The sequence below is a fragment of the Bacillus sp. URHA0034 genome (assembly GCF_056280405.1).
In genome coordinates, this window is the sequence record NZ_JBWCDK010000002.1 from 5,855,933 (window position 1) to 5,871,909 (window position 15,977).

13 protein-coding genes are annotated in these 15,977 nt (G+C 39.6%); 10 read left to right on the forward strand and 3 right to left on the reverse strand.

What is annotated here, in order from left to right; genetic code table 11:
- Positions 1-10: 10 nt before the first annotated feature.
- The 10 genes from ACZ9EE_RS30415 to ACZ9EE_RS30460 all read left to right on the forward strand — a co-directional run bounded on the left by ACZ9EE_RS30415 (position 11) and on the right by ACZ9EE_RS30460 (position 12,611).
- Positions 11-943: a sensor histidine kinase gene (locus ACZ9EE_RS30415; RefSeq protein ID WP_476032326.1), complete on the forward strand. Its 933-nt coding sequence runs from the start codon at positions 11-13 to the stop codon at positions 941-943.
- 284 nt (positions 944-1,227) lie between these two features.
- Positions 1,228-1,641, forward strand: coding sequence for a CoA-binding protein (locus tag ACZ9EE_RS30420; protein WP_476032327.1), 414 nt, complete (start codon positions 1,228-1,230; stop codon positions 1,639-1,641).
- A gap of 287 nt (positions 1,642-1,928) precedes the next feature.
- Positions 1,929-3,908 (forward strand): DNA topoisomerase IV subunit B, encoded by a 1,980-nt coding sequence (parE, locus tag ACZ9EE_RS30425; RefSeq protein WP_476032328.1) that lies wholly within the window; start codon positions 1,929-1,931, stop codon positions 3,906-3,908.
- Entirely contained in the window at positions 3,905-6,343 is a 2,439-nt protein-coding gene (parC, locus tag ACZ9EE_RS30430) for a DNA topoisomerase IV subunit A (protein WP_476032330.1), read from the forward strand. Before parE ends, parC begins: the two co-directional genes overlap by 4 nt.
- A 101-nt stretch (positions 6,344-6,444) precedes the next feature.
- Positions 6,445-7,191, forward strand: coding sequence for a hypothetical protein (locus tag ACZ9EE_RS30435; RefSeq protein WP_476032332.1), 747 nt, complete (start codon positions 6,445-6,447; stop codon positions 7,189-7,191).
- Between the two features lie 165 nt (positions 7,192-7,356).
- The gene (locus ACZ9EE_RS30440; protein WP_476032333.1) at positions 7,357-7,806 is read left to right on the forward strand and encodes a MarR family winged helix-turn-helix transcriptional regulator; all 450 of its coding nucleotides are present in this window, start codon (positions 7,357-7,359) and stop codon (positions 7,804-7,806) included.
- Between the two features lie 36 nt (positions 7,807-7,842).
- The gene (locus tag ACZ9EE_RS30445; RefSeq protein WP_476032334.1) at positions 7,843-9,570 is read left to right on the forward strand and encodes an ABC transporter ATP-binding protein; all 1,728 of its coding nucleotides are present in this window, start codon (positions 7,843-7,845) and stop codon (positions 9,568-9,570) included.
- The gene (locus ACZ9EE_RS30450) at positions 9,567-11,444 is read left to right on the forward strand and encodes an ABC transporter ATP-binding protein (RefSeq protein ID WP_476032335.1); all 1,878 of its coding nucleotides are present in this window, start codon (positions 9,567-9,569) and stop codon (positions 11,442-11,444) included. The genes ACZ9EE_RS30445 and ACZ9EE_RS30450 overlap by 4 nt, the downstream gene beginning before the upstream one ends.
- A gap of 316 nt (positions 11,445-11,760) precedes the next feature.
- On the forward strand, positions 11,761-12,480 hold the full coding sequence (locus ACZ9EE_RS30455) for a DUF1206 domain-containing protein (protein ID WP_476032336.1): 720 nt from the start codon (positions 11,761-11,763) through the stop codon (positions 12,478-12,480).
- Complete coding sequence (locus ACZ9EE_RS30460; protein WP_476033161.1) at positions 12,465-12,611, forward strand: DUF1206 domain-containing protein; 147 nt, start codon at positions 12,465-12,467, stop codon at positions 12,609-12,611. Before ACZ9EE_RS30455 ends, ACZ9EE_RS30460 begins: the two co-directional genes overlap by 16 nt.
- A gap of 409 nt (positions 12,612-13,020) precedes the next feature.
- Here ACZ9EE_RS30460 and xerS read toward each other — a convergent pair whose 3' ends face one another.
- From xerS to ACZ9EE_RS30475, 3 genes are all read right to left on the reverse strand, one after another.
- A complete protein-coding gene (gene xerS, locus ACZ9EE_RS30465) occupies positions 13,021-14,109 on the reverse strand; it encodes a tyrosine recombinase XerS (RefSeq protein WP_476032338.1) in 1,089 nt (362 codons plus the stop codon).
- Between the two features lie 296 nt (positions 14,110-14,405).
- Positions 14,406-14,960: an NADPH-dependent FMN reductase gene (locus tag ACZ9EE_RS30470; protein ID WP_476032339.1), complete on the reverse strand. Its 555-nt coding sequence runs from the start codon at positions 14,958-14,960 to the stop codon at positions 14,406-14,408.
- A 147-nt stretch (positions 14,961-15,107) separates the two neighbouring features.
- On the reverse strand, positions 15,108-15,968 hold the full coding sequence (locus ACZ9EE_RS30475; RefSeq protein WP_476032340.1) for an SDR family oxidoreductase: 861 nt from the start codon (positions 15,966-15,968) through the stop codon (positions 15,108-15,110).
- Positions 15,969-15,977 lie beyond the last annotated feature (9 nt).

Here is a 15,977-nt window from a genome sequence, read left to right on the forward strand (position 1 = left end):
GGCGGCTATAATGCTTTATGTATATATTTCCTTATCATTGGTGATTGGTTATATCATTTTGACCATTTGTTTATATCTCTTTAAGAGCCGCATCCTGATGAAGAAGCTGGAAGAAAGTGAACAAAAAAATCGGGATTTAACGGAAAACTACGAAGCCATTAATCGAAATTTAGAAAAGAAAATTCAAGATGAGGTCGAAAAAAACAGGCAAAAGGATCATCTCCTGATTCAGCACTCCAGACTGGCTGCCACGGGTGAAATGATAGCCAATATTGGACATCAATGGCGGCAGCCGTTAAATAGTTTATCGCTTATTATTCAGGATGTGCGTGAGGAGTTTGAGTTTGGTCAGCTTGACGAAATCTATATTGATCATTTCACCAAGGAAAGTATGATACAAATCAAGCATATGTCCCGTACCATCCATGATTTTCAGAAGTTCTACAAACCGAATAGCGAAAAAACCCCTTTTTCAATTGGAAGTTCGATTGAGGATGCATTATCGATTTTTTCATCAAGCCTAAAATATTATGGGATTAAGATGGAATTTGAATACCGTGGTGAACTAACTGCTTACGGTTTTCCTAACGAATATAGCCAAGTGGTATTGAATATCTTAACAAATGCCCGCGATGCCTTTGTTCAAAAAGATATCAACGACAGAAAAATAACGATTAAATTAAGTAAAAGTTCGGAATTTGTTACAGCAGAGTTCACGGATAACGCCGGAGGAATCGAGCCTTCGCTCCTCAATAAAATCTTTGATCCCTATTTTACTACCAAGCCGCATGGAACAGGTTTAGGTCTATATATGACCAAGATGATACTAGAAAATATGAATGGATTGGTTACCGTTGAAAACCATGAGGCGGGTGCCCGTTTTTGCATCTCCGTACCCAAGGTAAACGAGGCAGTTAAACCTGAACTCATCTCTGTTTCTTAAGGTAAGCTCCCAGATGGCAGGGAGCTTTTGTTTATGAAATGATAATGGTTTATGAAAAAGGCCTGCTTGACGCTAACTATTCCCTGTCTAGCTATAGCGCCTAGGGGCTCTAAGGTCTAAGCCAATCTGTCAAGAAGGCAATAAAGCAGCCTTCTCGCCGGCTTGTCTGTAGCCTTGCGCCCCTGGACAAGGCGCTTTCGCTTTTCTATTTGCAAGCGTTTTATTTTGGTTTTATTTTTCAAAAAGGGTAAAATAAAGATAATAATCTTTAGGGAGTGGTCAGAATGGCAATTGAAAATCCAAGCCGTGAGGAAATCGCCGCTATTTTGAAAAAGGCAAAAAGAATTGCAGTCGTAGGATTGAGCGATAATCCAGCAAAGGCTTCCTACCAAGTATCGGAGGTCATGCAAAAGGCAGGCTATGAAATCATTCCAGTTAACCCAGCTGTCGACGAAGTACTAGGTGTAAAAGCTGTTTCCTCTTTAAAAGAAATCGAGGGACATGTTGATATCGTTAATGTTTTTAGGAGATCAGAACAATTGTTCGATGTTGCGAAGGAATTTGACGAGATCGATGCTGATGTCTATTGGGCCCAGCTCGGTCTTGCTAACGAAGAAGCCTATCAATTTTTAAAAGAAAAGGGCTATACGGTCATTATGGATCGCTGTATTAAAATCGAATATGCGATGACGAGATAAAAACTGCTATTTTTTAGCAGTTTTTTTCTTTTTTCCCTCACAAAGACCGTCAAAATTGTATTACAAAAATAAGTTGTTTTTAAATACATATTTGCCAAATCGAAATAAATCGCTACAATTAGGCATAGACGCCACAACAAGTTATGTTAAAATAAATGTGGCAAACATTAGTTCTATTGGATATATTTAAAGGATAATGGACTCTTTAAAACGAATCTTTTACTAATTTATTTTGAAAATGGCGATGAGCGCCATTTATGTTTTTTTAGGCAGGAAGGGGTATTTTAGTGGCAAGGAATCAGCAAGCATTTGATTATAATGATGATGCCATCCAGGTACTGGAAGGTCTTGAGGCGGTAAGAAAGCGCCCAGGTATGTACATTGGCAGCACTGATTCACGCGGTCTTCATCATCTTGTATATGAGATAGTGGATAACTCTGTCGATGAAGCACTTGGCGGTTTCGGTGATCAAATCATTGTAAGAATACACAAAGATAATTCCATAAGTGTTATGGATAAGGGTCGAGGAATGCCTACAGGCATGCATAAAATGGGAAAACCAACTCCGGAGGTTATTTTAACCGTGCTCCATGCCGGTGGTAAATTTGGTCAAGGCGGCTATAAAACCAGCGGAGGGCTGCACGGTGTTGGTGCTTCAGTTGTAAATGCATTATCTGAATGGTTAGTCGTTACGATTAAACGAGATGGCTTCGTTTATGAACAACGGTTTGAAAATGGCGGGAAACCCGTCACAACACTCGAAAAAATCGGCAAGACCAATCAATCGGGAACAACGATTCATTTTAAACCGGATACGACGATTTTCTCGACCACGACCTATAACTTTGAAACTCTATCTGAACGGCTGAGAGAATCAGCTTTCTTGTTAAAAGGATTAAAAATCGAGATTATTGATGACCGTAATGATCTCCACGAAGTTTTTCACTATGAAAACGGAATTGAGGCTTTTGTTGAATACCTAAACGAGGATAAAGAAACTCTTCATCCAGTTGGAAGCTTCGAAGGAACTCAAAATGGAATTGAAGTAGAATTTTCGTTTCAATTCAATGACGGCTATTCCGAAAATGTCTTATCCTTTGTTAATAACGTAAGGACAAGAGATGGCGGTACACATGAAGCCGGCGCAAAAACGGCGATGACAAGGGTGTTCAATGACTATGCCCGCAAGGTTGCTTTTCTTAAGGAAAAGGAAAAAAATTTAGATGGCAATGATATTCGCGAAGGATTATCGGCGGTTATTTCCGTAAGAATCCCGGAAGAACTGCTCCAATTTGAAGGACAAACGAAGGGAAAACTCGGAACAAGTGAAGCGAGATCTGCAGTTGATTCCGTGGTGTCTGAGCATCTTTCTTACTTCCTAGAAGAAAATCCTGATATCAGCTCGCTACTAATCAAAAAATCAATTAAAGCCTATCAGGCACGAGAAGCCGCAAGAAAAGCCCGTGAAGATGCACGAAGCGGTAAAAAGAAGAAACGGGGAGAAGCAGTCCTCTCTGGAAAGCTGACACCAGCGCAATCACGAAATCCGCAAAAGAATGAACTTTACCTAGTAGAGGGTGATTCTGCGGGAGGTTCTGCCAAGCAGGGCCGTGACCGCCGCTTTCAGGCCGTTCTTCCGCTCCGTGGTAAAGTCATTAATACCGAGAAAGCGAAACTGTCTGATATCTTCAAAAATGAGGAAATCAATACAATTATCCATGCGATTGGCGGCGGAGTTGGCGGGGATTTTTCGGTTGAAGACATCAACTATGACAAAATCGTCATTATGACCGATGCCGATACAGATGGTGCTCATATTCAAGTATTATTACTCACCTTCTTTTACCGCTATATGAAGCCGCTTGTTGAAGCCGGCAAGGTGTTTATTGCCCTGCCGCCTTTATACAAAGTAAGTAAGGGCTCCGGGAAAAAAGAAATCATTGAATATGCCTGGAATGAAGACGAACTCCAGGGTGCGATCAAAAAAGTCGGCAGAGGCTACATCATTCAGCGCTACAAAGGTCTTGGCGAAATGAATGCTGACCAGCTATGGGATACCACAATGGACCCCGAGACTCGGACATTAATCCGCGTTAAGATTGATGATATCGCCAGAGCGGAACGACGCATCACTACCCTGATGGGTGATAAAGTAGAGCCGCGCCGTAAATGGATTGAAAGTAATGTGGCATTTGGTTTAGAAGAAGATGATACGATTTTAGAAAATGAAAATATAACGGTCTCAGAGGAGGTACCTGAAGGATGAGTGCACTTGAAAAATTCCGGGACTTACCTCTAGAAGATGTAATTGGTGATCGTTTTGGCAGATATAGTAAGTATATTATCCAAGAACGTGCCCTGCCGGATGCGCGGGACGGATTAAAGCCTGTACAGCGGCGTATTTTATATGCCATGCATGTCGAAGGCAATACCTTTGATAAAGGGTTTCGAAAATCAGCTAAGACAGTTGGTAATGTTATTGGTAACTATCACCCACATGGTGATTCTTCCGTATATGAAGCCATGGTACGATTGAGCCAGGATTGGAAAGTTCGAAACGTGCTTGTTCAAATGCATGGAAACAACGGTAGTGTTGATGGTGATCCGCCTGCAGCGATGCGTTATACAGAAGCAAGGCTTTCGGCGATTGCCGCTGAACTCTTAAGGGATATTGAAAAAAACACGGTGGAATTTATTCCGAACTTTGATGATACATCGAAGGAACCGACTGTTTTACCGGCGATGTTCCCGAACTTACTTGTTAATGGTTCCACTGGAATTTCAGCAGGTTATGCTACCGATATTCCTCCACACCATTTGGGTGAAGTTATTGATGGTGTGATCATGAGAATGGATCAACCGGATTCAACGGTAGATGAACTCATGACCGTGATTAAAGGACCAGATTTCCCTACGGGCGGCATTATTCAAGGGATAGAAGGCATTAAAAAAGCCTATGAAACTGGCAAAGGTAAAATCATTGTCCGGAGTAAAGCGGAAATCGAAGAAGTTCGCGGCGGTAAGCAGCAAATTGTGATTACCGAGATCCCTTATGAAATCAATAAAGCCAATCTCGTCAAAAAAATGGATGAGTTTCGATTAGACCGTAAAGTAGAAGGAATGTCTGAGGTCCGTGATGAAACCGACCGTACCGGTCTTAGAATCGTGATTGAATTAAAAAAGGATGCCCATGCAGAAGGTGTCTTGAATTACTTATATAAAAATAGTGATCTTCAGGTAACGTATAACTTTAATATGGTCGCGATCTATAACAAACGCCCAAAACTGATGGGTATCCGAGAGTTATTAGATGCCTATATTGGCCATCAAAAAGAAGTCGTCACAAAAAGAACGCAATTTGACCTCAATAAGGCAAAAGAGCGTCAGCATATTGTGGAAGGTTTAATCAAGGCTTTGTCGATTCTCGATGAAGTGATTGCCACCATTCGTGCCTCAAAGGATAAACGGGATGCCAAAGATAACTTAATCGCCAAATTTGGTTTCACAGAATTACAAGCTGAAGCGATTGTTTCTTTACAGCTCTACCGTTTAACAAACACAGATATCACTGCACTAAGGAACGAAGCTGAAGAGTTAGCAGGAAAAGTGGAAGAGCTTACTAGTATTTTAGCTAGTGAGAAAAAACTTTTATCGGTCATTAAAAAAGAGTTAAAAGACGTAAAAAAACGCTTCGCAGATGAACGCCGTTCGAAAATCGAAGCGGAAATTGAAGAAATCAAAATTAATCTCGACGTAACTGTGCCAAGTGAAGATGTGATTGTCACCGTGACACAAGAAGGTTATGTGAAACGAACAAGCCAGCGTTCCTACGCGGCATCCGGCGGACATGACTTGGCAATGAAGGAATCTGACCGTCTCCTTGCCCAACTCGATGTGAATACAAAAGATGTATTACTGCTCTTCACCAATAAGGGCAATTACTTGTTCTGCCCTGTTCATGAGCTTCCAGATATCCGTTGGAAGGATCTTGGCCAGCATATAGCCAATATTATTCCAATTGATCGTGACGAAGAGATCATCCATGCGATTTCAGTTAAAGACTTTGAAATCGATGCTTATCTTGTTTTTGTCACGAAAAACGGAATGGTTAAGAAAACCGAACTGAAAGCCTATAAAGCACAGCGGTACTCGAAACCACTTGTGGCCGTCAATCTTAAGGATGATGATCAGGTAGTCGATGTGCATCTAACGGATGGCACGAAAGAGCTCTTCTTAGTCACCAAGTTGGGCTATGCTTTATGGTTCCATGAAGAAGAGATTAGTATTGTCGGACAGCGGGCTGCTGGTGTAAAAGGGATTAACTTAAAAGAAGACGATCTGGTCGTTGGTGGAAAGCTGATCACGCCAGATAGCAGTGAATCGATTGTAGTTGTTACCCAGCGCGGTGCCTTAAAACGCATGAAATTAAAAGAATTTGAAAAAGCAACCCGTGCAAAGCGTGGTGTTGTCATTCTCAGGGAGCTAAAAGCGAAACCGCATCGGATTGTAGGCTTCTGTTTAGCAAATGAACAAGATCTCATTATGATTGAGACAGAAAAAGGTTACACCGAAACACTAAAAACTGCCGATATTAGCTATAGTGACCGTTATTCAAACGGCTCGTTTATCCTAGACGAGGACGAAAACGGTAAAGTAAGCAACTTATGGAAAGTAGCTGCATCCGAACCAGTAACCGAATAAAACGATGAAAAGAACCTCCCAAGAAAATAGGAGGTTCTTTTCATTTTTTTTCCATAAATGGACATACTAAGTTTAAAGAAAAGGATGTGGAGGGGAACTGGATGAAAAAAGAGATGCTGTTAGTCATCGTTTCGTTTTTTTTTATATCCCTTACGACCATTACGGGCGTATATGCGATTGAAGAAAATATAAGGACCGTTACGATTTCAAAACAGGAAGCAGATCTGACTGGAGATGGGCAAAATGAGACCATTTGGTTAAAAGGGGTACCCTCTCAGGACGAAGAAAATTACTTGAAAAGTGTTTTTATTGATATTAGGGCTTCTAATGGCAGAACCTACAGCTTTCCGTTAGAAAGCGGGAAGAAGGCATCCCTAAAGTTAGTAGATTTGAACCATGATGGTTTGAAAGATTTATTTGCAAATGTATTAACAGACGAAAACGCAGGGAATGTGACGAGCTATTTGTATAGCTTAAAAGATTTTGTCCGGACCGACTTAACCGTTCCAGAGCCATTAGAAATGGATGCAAAATTTAAAAATGGGTATAAAGCAGAAATCAAATTAACCCAAACAGGAAAATCCTATCTATTTGATTTGAAAAAGCGCAAGGACTATTATAAAAAACTAGGCTTTTATTATCGTGGGAAATTAAATGAGCCAACCGAATTAACGGTTAACTCCTATTATAATGTAAAACCAATCCAAATCGACCATCAAAAAGTTGGCCTAAAAGGGCAGCAGAAGGTAACGGGGATCGCAAATGCTGATATCATCGCCTTCGTTAATTCTATTTGGTATTATGATCATGGGCATTGGAAACTCTTTAAGGCAGAAGTAACACATTAATCGTATTTCATTTTCCTATATAACAACCCACCAAAACACAGAAATTTTTCTGTGTTTTTTCTTTTAGCTAATGATTGACGTAGTCTGTCAACGGGAATATACTTAGGTCTATAAATAATTAAGCTGCCTAACTATTAGGATGGTAAATAAAATGAGGTGAGGATAGTGGCTCATTTTGAAAGTGAGACTGCGCAAAAATTAATGAAGGCATTTCAGCAATTTAGGAAAACGGGCTGGCACGAAAAGAAAATTGCTGGTTTTAATCCAAGTGAATTCAGAGTGCTCGCGCTGCTGCAACGAGCAAATATGAATAACAGTGAGATGAAGGTTTCAGAAATTAGTCAGAAATTGAACGTAACACCGCCAACCGTTACGCAAATCATCAATGGTCTCGAAAAGGATGGTTTTATTGAACGGACGATTCATCCTGAGGACAGACGTGCGGTCAAGATCAGTCTGACTGAAGAGGGACTTCAAGCAACCGAACAAGCTAGACAGACATTTGCAAATACTTTTCTAGGTCTGATTGATTATCTAGGGGAAGCGGAAAGTTTGCAGTTGGCAGAATCGCTTTTTAAAGTTCATGATTACTTTAATCAATTGGAAAATCAATAAAATAAAAACTAACATGGAAAATGGAGTGGAAGTAACTTGTTAAAATTGAGTAAATACCTTAAACCCTTTCAAATCCCGATCTATGTTGTCCTTGTGCTAGTACTTTTACAATCTCTATCGGAATTGTATTTACCTACACTGATGTCTGATATCGTCGATAAAGGGGTCGTCACTGGTGACACTCATTATATTTGGAAAATTGGCGGCTACATGCTGCTAGTAGCTTTAGGCGGAATGATTTGTTCGATTGCGGCCAGCTTTTGCTCAGCCAAAGCAGCATCTGGCTTCGGCAGGTTATTACGGAGCAAAGTCTTCTCACATGTCGGAAACTTCTCTTTAAGTGAGTTTGACAAGCTTGGCACAGCTTCACTCATCACAAGGACAACAAACGATATTACGCAAATCCAGCAGGTTATGATTATGATGTTGAGAATGATGGCCGCTGCGCCAATGATGTGTATTGGCGGGATTATCATGGCCTATTCAAAAGATGCCAAGCTCACAGGGGTCCTTGCTGTGGCGATTCCTATTTTGATTGTTGCGATTGTGGTCATTGCTAGAAAAGGGATTCCGCTCTTTAAAGCCATGCAAGTAAAATTGGATAAACTCAACCGTGTCTTAAGGGAGAATTTAACAGGTATTCGTGTTATTCGTTCCTTTAACCGGGTTGAACATGAGAAAAAACGTTTTAACGAAGCCAACTGGGATTTAACGCAAACAGCGATAAAGGTAAATAAAATTATGGCGGCAATGATGCCGATTATGATGGTTGTCCTCAACCTTACAACGGTGGCGATTATTTGGTTCGGCGGCCACCGGGTTAGTAATGGAAGTATGGAAGTTGGGGATATGATGGCATTTATTCAATACGCCATGCAAATCATGTTCTCGTTCATTATGTTATCGATGATGTTTGTTATGATCCCAAGAGCATCGGTTTCAGCAGTTAGAATTAACGAAGTACTTGAGACGGTCGCCGATATTAAGGACCCAGATTCAGCCGCATCAATGGAAGGGGAAAGAGGCCATGTGGAATTTCGCGATGTGACCTTCAGCTATCCCGGTGCTGAAATGCCGGCAATCTCTAACATTTCTTTTTCGATGAATCCAGGTGAAGTGACTGCAATCATTGGAGGAACTGGCTCAGGTAAATCCACACTTATCAATTTAATTCCGCGTTTTTATGATGTGGATAGTGGTCAGGTAGTGGTGGGTGGAACAGATGTTCGTGAAATGACGCAAGAGCAGCTTCGTCAAAAGATTGGATTTGTTCCACAGCAGGCTATTCTCTTTACGGGTACAATGGCAGAAAATATCCGTTATGGAAAAGAAGATGCTACAGATGAAGAAGTACGTCATGCCGCTGAAATTGCCCAGGCAACTGAATTTATTTCATCCATGCCCGAAGGATTTGATTCCATAATTGCGCAAGGGGGAACAAATGTTTCGGGTGGTCAAAAACAGAGACTCTCGATTGCCCGTGCCCTCGTAAGAAAGCCGGAAATCTATATCTTTGATGATAGTTTTTCAGCATTAGATTTTAAGACGGATGCCAAGCTTCGGGCGGCCTTAAAGGAAGAAACCGGTCAATCAACGGTCTTAATTGTGGCGCAGCGAGTTAGTACGATTATTGATGCCGATCGAATTATTGTCTTAGATGATGGAAAGATTGCAGGAATCGGTACACACAAACAGCTCATGGAAACGAGTCCTGTTTATCGTGAGATTGTGATGTCACAGCTGTCAGAGGAGGAAATTGCATGAGTGCAGATTCTAAACATAGCGAGGGTGCACCAAGAAGAGGTCCAGGCGGAGGATTTGGTCCTCGGGGAATGGGGATGCCTGTCCAAAAAGCAAAGGATTTTAAAGGAACGCTTAAAAGACTCGTAGTCTACTTAAAACCATATAAATTGCAGCTCATTTCTGTCCTGATCACAGCCATCATTAGTACGGTCTTTTCCATTGTCAGCCCGAAAATAATGGGACATGCGACAACAAAACTCTTTGAAGGGTTAATGATGAAGCTAAAGGGTGTTCCCGGCGCTGAAATCGATTTTGATTATATCGGTCAAATTATTTTACTATTAATCGGCCTCTATATATTGAGTGCAATCTTTGCTTATTTACAGGGATATATCATGGCAGGGGTGGCTCAAAAGACCGTTTATAATCTACGGAATGAAGTAGAGGAAAAGCTGAACCGAATGCCGTTAAAGTACTTTGATTCTAAGACTCATGGTGAAATCCTCTCCAGAGCCGTCAATGATGTTGATAATATCAGTACGACCCTCCAGCAAAGCTTAACACAGCTGATTACCTCGGTTGTTACCATAGTTGGAGTAATCGTGATGATGCTGTCGATTAGTCCATTAATGACATTAATTGTTATTGTGACCTTACCACTCAGCTTTATTGCAACTGCGAATATTGCGAAAAAGTCACAGCAGTATTTTAAGGGACAGCAAAAATCGTTAGGCCAGTTGAATGGTCATGTAGAGGAAATGTATACAGGCCATAAAGTGGTAAAAGTTTTTGGCCATGAAAAAAGATCGGTTGAGGAATTTGAAAAAATCAATGAAAAGCTCTATCAATCAGGCTGGAAGGCCCAGTTTGTCTCCGGAATGATCATGCCGCTTATGTCGTTTATCAATAATATCGGCTATGTGCTTGTATCGGTGGCAGGCGGTCTGTTGGTCACAAAAAAGGCGATTGAAATCGGAGATATTCAAGCTTTTATCCAATATGCCCGTCAGTTTTCGCAGCCAATCGCGCAAACTGCACAAATCGCCAACGTCATCCAATCGACGATTGCCAGTGCAGAACGTGTTTTTGAAATTTTAGACGAAACAGAAGAGGTTCCAGAAGCGGTTGAACCAAAAGATATTCCATCCCCAGAAGGGAACGTCAGCTTTGAACATGTTTCCTTTGGTTATAAAAACGATGAGCTGCTGATTGAGGATATGAATATTGAGGTGAAATCAGGCCAAAAGGTAGCCATTGTCGGACCGACTGGTGCTGGCAAAACCACTCTGATCAATTTATTAATGCGATTCTATGAACTTAATTCTGGAAAAATATTAATTGATGGAATTGATACTAGAGAGCTAAAAAGAGAGAAACTACGAAGCTTATTTGGAATGGTGCTTCAGGATACATGGCTGTTTAACAGTACGATCCGCGATAATATCGCGTACGGAAGAGAAGGGGCATCGGAAGTGGAAATTGTTGCTGCTGCTAAAGCCGCAAACGCTGACCACTTTATCCGTACACTTCCGGATGGCTATGATACGATTCTTAATGAAGAAGCATCCAATATTTCGCAAGGGCAGAAGCAATTACTTACAATTGCCCGGGCCATTTTAGCAGATCCAGCTATCCTAATTCTTGACGAAGCAACGAGCAGTGTTGATACCAGAACAGAGGTACAGATTCAAAAGGCAATGGATTATTTAATGAAAGGCCGCACAAGTTTTGTCATCGCGCACCGTTTATCCACTATAAGAGATGCGGATTTAATCCTAGTTATGAATCATGGTTCGGTTATTGAAAAGGGGACTCATACAGAATTATTAGCTCAGGGCGGCTTCTATGCGGATTTATATAATAGCCAGTTTACCGGGCAAAAAAATATAGGATAAATGTTAAATGTCAAAAAAGATGGGAACTAAACAATAAAGGTGGGAACTGACTATAAAAGGGAGTTTATGCTTCTTTTAATTTAGGCAATTTTAATACTCCCATTATAGATTGACAGTTCATAGCTCTTAAAAAAGTTTATCATATTTGAAGTAACGGGTGCGTTTCTACAATAAGTGGAGACGCACTTTTTATTTCTAGTTCCCGACTTTTTTGTAACTCGAAAAACATAAGCAGTTCCCAACTTTATTGGTTGTTTCTTTTTACATTGAAACGGGAACTCATATAAAAAGTGAATTGTAGAGGAAGTGGACATTCGTGTTGAATTCGCAGTCAAAAGCAGAAGCAAAAGATAAAATCAAAGAAGTGAAACCATGGGTTCGGCGTTTTGGCCGTTTAGGTTATATGGCTAAAGGCCTCGTGTACGGAATGATTGGGGTACTCGCAGCTTTAGCAGCATTCGGATCCGGAGGCGGCATGACTGGGACAGCTGGTGTTCTACATTCATTGGCCGGAATGCCATTTGGTGAAGTTGCATTATGGATTATCGGAATTGCACTAATTGGTTACATCCTATGGGATTTTATTAAAGTGATTAAGGATCCTGAAAATGACGGAACTGATGCTAAAGGCCTGATTAAAAGAACTGGTTATTTCATCAGTGGTGTGATTTATACAAATTTAGCATTTGGTGCAATAAAATTAGCTAGTCACACAGGGTACACTGGTGGTGACAACTCAGGAAAAACGATTTCCGCTAAGTTAATGGAACAGCCATTTGGCATATGGTTTGTTGGAATAGTGGGTGCTATTATTACTGGGTATGGTGTTTTTGAACTTTATAGTGGTGTAAAAGAGAAATTTATGTCTAAATTCAAGACCTACGAAATGAATGATAAGGAACGTAAAATTGCACGACTTTCTGGTAAACTAGGTCTGATTTCAAGAGGAATTGTTCTGAGTATGGTCGGCTTTTTTTCATTCGTGCAGCATACACACATAACCCCGATCAATCAAAAGGGATTGGCGGTGCTTTAACAGCATTAGCAAGCCAGCCATTCGGACAGTTTATACTGGTAATAGTGGCTGTTGGACTGATTTTATATGGCGTCTACCAAATTATTATAGGACGCTATCAGCATATGAATTTTGGGTATGATAGAGAATAGTATAGGGTAAGTGATGATCAAGCTACCGCGATTAAGACTGTCGTGGCAGCTTTTTGTAGTTTAGAAATTCAATATAAACCGAGTCTATGAAAACAATTGATTTTAATTTATCGAAGTCCTTTTAGGAAGAAGGGAGGCAGTTTTATTTTAAAATTATTCATTTTCAACTTATATTTATACAAAAAAATCCATGAAATTAGTTAAATTTTATCAATTTCATCTCAATAATAAGAATACTTGTTATTTTGAGACAAGGTAGGATTTATATTTATAGTATGTGAATCGATTGACTTATCAATGATTTTAATAAAGGTCCTGAATAGTAATGTGACAATCAATTTATCAGTTTACATAATAATATTATGTAAACTGATAAATTGAATAAAAAAACTGCCCACTAATGGGCAGTCTAATCGATTTCTTCTTTTGGCATATCCATTTTATCGACAGCAATTTTTAGATCATCATTCTTAATATGAGTATAAATCATTGTTGTCTGGATCGATGAATGACCTAATTGACGTCTTAATTTCGGTACATCATTGATCTCAGCATGGTATCTGGTTGCAAACGAATGCCGCAGCTTATGGACCGATAATGATGGTTTCCCAAATGCCGTTGCATATTTTTCAATCAGTTTTTCTACCGATCGTGCTGTAAGCTGCCGCGATTTTCCTTTAGGACCGATCGGTGCAGAGATAAATAACGCCTTATTTGTTTTGTCTACTTTATATTTAGCCGCTCTCACGGAGAGGTATTCCTGGAGGTCCGCCATAGCCACTTGGCTAAAGTAAACAAATTGTTCTTTATTTCCTTTTCTAATCACTCTTACACAGAATTTACTAAAATCAATATCGTCTAATTCGATACCGGTTAACTCAGAAAGACGAAGTCCAGAACCCAATATTAAGGAAACAATCGCCGTATCACGTTCTTTATTTAACTGATAAAAGTTATATAGTTTTTTATTTTCTTTAGTTAATTCGCCATAATCATTTGCAACAAATAAACGAAACTTTTCGTATTCATCACCAAGAAGGATTTTACCTTCCATTTTATTTGCTTTGGTTTCCATGCTGTCTTTTACTTCATTAAACTCGATTTTGGCCATCACATTTCGATTGATATAAGGCTTTAAATCCGGTGTTTCAGCGATATTTTGCAGATAATTAAACAGTGACTTTAAGGCCGATAATTTACGATTTACCGTTAATTCCTTGTTTTCTAACTGATAATGGAGATAGTTTAAAAAGTTTTCAACCTCTAAAACGGTCATTTGTTCGAGACGTTCCAGCGGGATTTCCTTAACAGGACCTTGATACAACTGCTCCATAATGATCCAATTGAAAAAGATCTTGTAGTCATGACAGTAATTAAATAACGATGCAGTCGAGAGTTTACGCAGCTTGTGATTTATGTATTCTTCGACATACCAAGGGAGTTCGTTCAGCAAGGTTTGTAATTTTTTAAAATTGGTTTGTTTATCCTGATTTACCATATTAACACCTCACATCTATTTTACTTGGTATGATTAATTACGTCAAATTTATATTTTACGTAATTATATTTTTGATGATTAATCTATAGGTACGCAATCTATACTTAGCGACCACTAATGAGTGAGTTGAGCATCTGTTACGTATTTGTTTACCTCCTCTTCTCCAATCTCGAGAAAATCTATAAATACATTGCATGCATGAGTATTTTAAATGATTATATTTACTAACAATGAAAAAGAATATCAGACACTTTTTTTGTCTGATATTCGGATTATATTGCACCTTTAAAATATGTTTATTTTCTTAAGATTTGTAATGCACCGCCCCATGCTACAACTTGGTCAAGCATCAAACTGATATTATTAAGATGTAATTCAGCCGGTTTAAATGTTGTAAAGTTTTCAAAATCTGTAAATAAGGATAATGTTGGGTTAATTTTCACATCTGCAATGAATAATTCTCCACATATTCCTCGTAAATGTTCAGCTGCACGAGCTCCACCAGTTCCCCCGTAGCTTACGATTCCTGCTGCTTTGTTATTCCAAGCTTCACGATTAGCGATATCAAGTGCATTTTTTAATGCCCCAGTAATACTGTGATTGTATTCCTGAACAATAAATACAAATCCATCCAAGCTGGCAACCTTTTCACTCCAAGCTGCTATTCCAGGTTCTGTTCCATCAGTTGTTCCGAAAAACGGCAATTGGAAATCGGCAATATCGACAATTTCATAATTTGCATCTTCACGTTTGGCAGCAATTCCTTTTATCCATTCTCCAACTTGAGGACTTACTCGACCTTGACGAGTGCTTCCTAAGATAATACCGATATTTAATTTTCCATTTGTCATGATTTCTTCCTCCTTGGTCTATTAAAACGAATTTTTTGAATTAGTTTTATGATAATTTAATAGTTTGTTTGAGATAGTTGGCTTACAATTTGAGCCAAAGCCTACTTCATCGGTGTGACTGGGCTTCTGATACAGCGGAATTCGTAATTATTTTAATAAAATTTGTAACGCTTCTTTCACAGAAGTTGGTTTGCGATCTAGAAGCATTTCTAAATCAGAATGTGGGGCTTCTAATCCACCTTCACGAATTCCATTTTGAATCATCACTAGCATTGATACAAATTCCTCTGGCACGCCAGCCTCTTTTAGCATTTTTTCATGAGCTTCAGAATGTACGGCTAATAAAGGAATTTCTTTACCTGTAACCTCATTAACTGCATCAACGAATTGTTGTTGTGTTAAGTTTTCACCTGCTAATTCGTATGCTTTATTATCGTGTCCATCACCTGCTAACACATTGGCAGTGGCTTCACCTAAATCTGGACGGTAGACCCAAGCTACCTTCCCTTCACCTGCAGATGTAACCCAAGGTGCGCCATTTAAGCATTGTTGAATGGTACCTAATTCGTTTTCAACATACCAGTTGTTACGAACAAATACATATGGAATACCGGATTCTTTAATGATGTTTTCACGTTCACGGTGAGGAGCAGCTAAAACGAAATCACTCACATCTGCACGTGGTGCACTTGAGTAAACCAATTGGGATACACCAGTCTCTTTCGCTGCTTCTACAGTATTTTTCTGCTGTTGGATTGCTATTTCCATAACAGGTACTGTTGAAACTATGAAGACACGGTCCACACCCTTGAACGCTTCAACTAATGTTTCTTTTTTCTCAAAATCTGTTAAGCGAACTTCAATACCTTGTGCTTCGTATGCCTTTGCTTTTTCTGATTGTGGATCACGTACGCCAGCAATAATATCTGAAACGGGTACTTTCCTCACTAAATTTTCAACGATATTTGATCCTAATTTTCCTGTTGCACCTGTAACTAATATTTTCAACTTCTTTTC

Coding starts and splice junctions, on each gene's coding strand:
- xerS (WP_476032338.1), bottom strand. CDS start 14,109: ATGGTAAATCAGGATAAACAAACCAATTTTAAAAAATTACAAACCTTG.
- ACZ9EE_RS30420 (WP_476032327.1), top strand. CDS start 1,228: ATGGCAATTGAAAATCCAAGCCGTGAGGAAATCGCCGCTATTTTGAAA.
- ACZ9EE_RS30435 (WP_476032332.1), top strand. CDS start 6,445: ATGAAAAAAGAGATGCTGTTAGTCATCGTTTCGTTTTTTTTTATATCC.
- ACZ9EE_RS30450 (WP_476032335.1), top strand. CDS start 9,567: ATGAGTGCAGATTCTAAACATAGCGAGGGTGCACCAAGAAGAGGTCCA.
- ACZ9EE_RS30470 (WP_476032339.1), bottom strand. CDS start 14,960: ATGACAAATGGAAAATTAAATATCGGTATTATCTTAGGAAGCACTCGT.
- ACZ9EE_RS30415 (WP_476032326.1), top strand. CDS start 11: ATGCTTTATGTATATATTTCCTTATCATTGGTGATTGGTTATATCATT.
- parC (WP_476032330.1), top strand. CDS start 3,905: ATGAGTGCACTTGAAAAATTCCGGGACTTACCTCTAGAAGATGTAATT.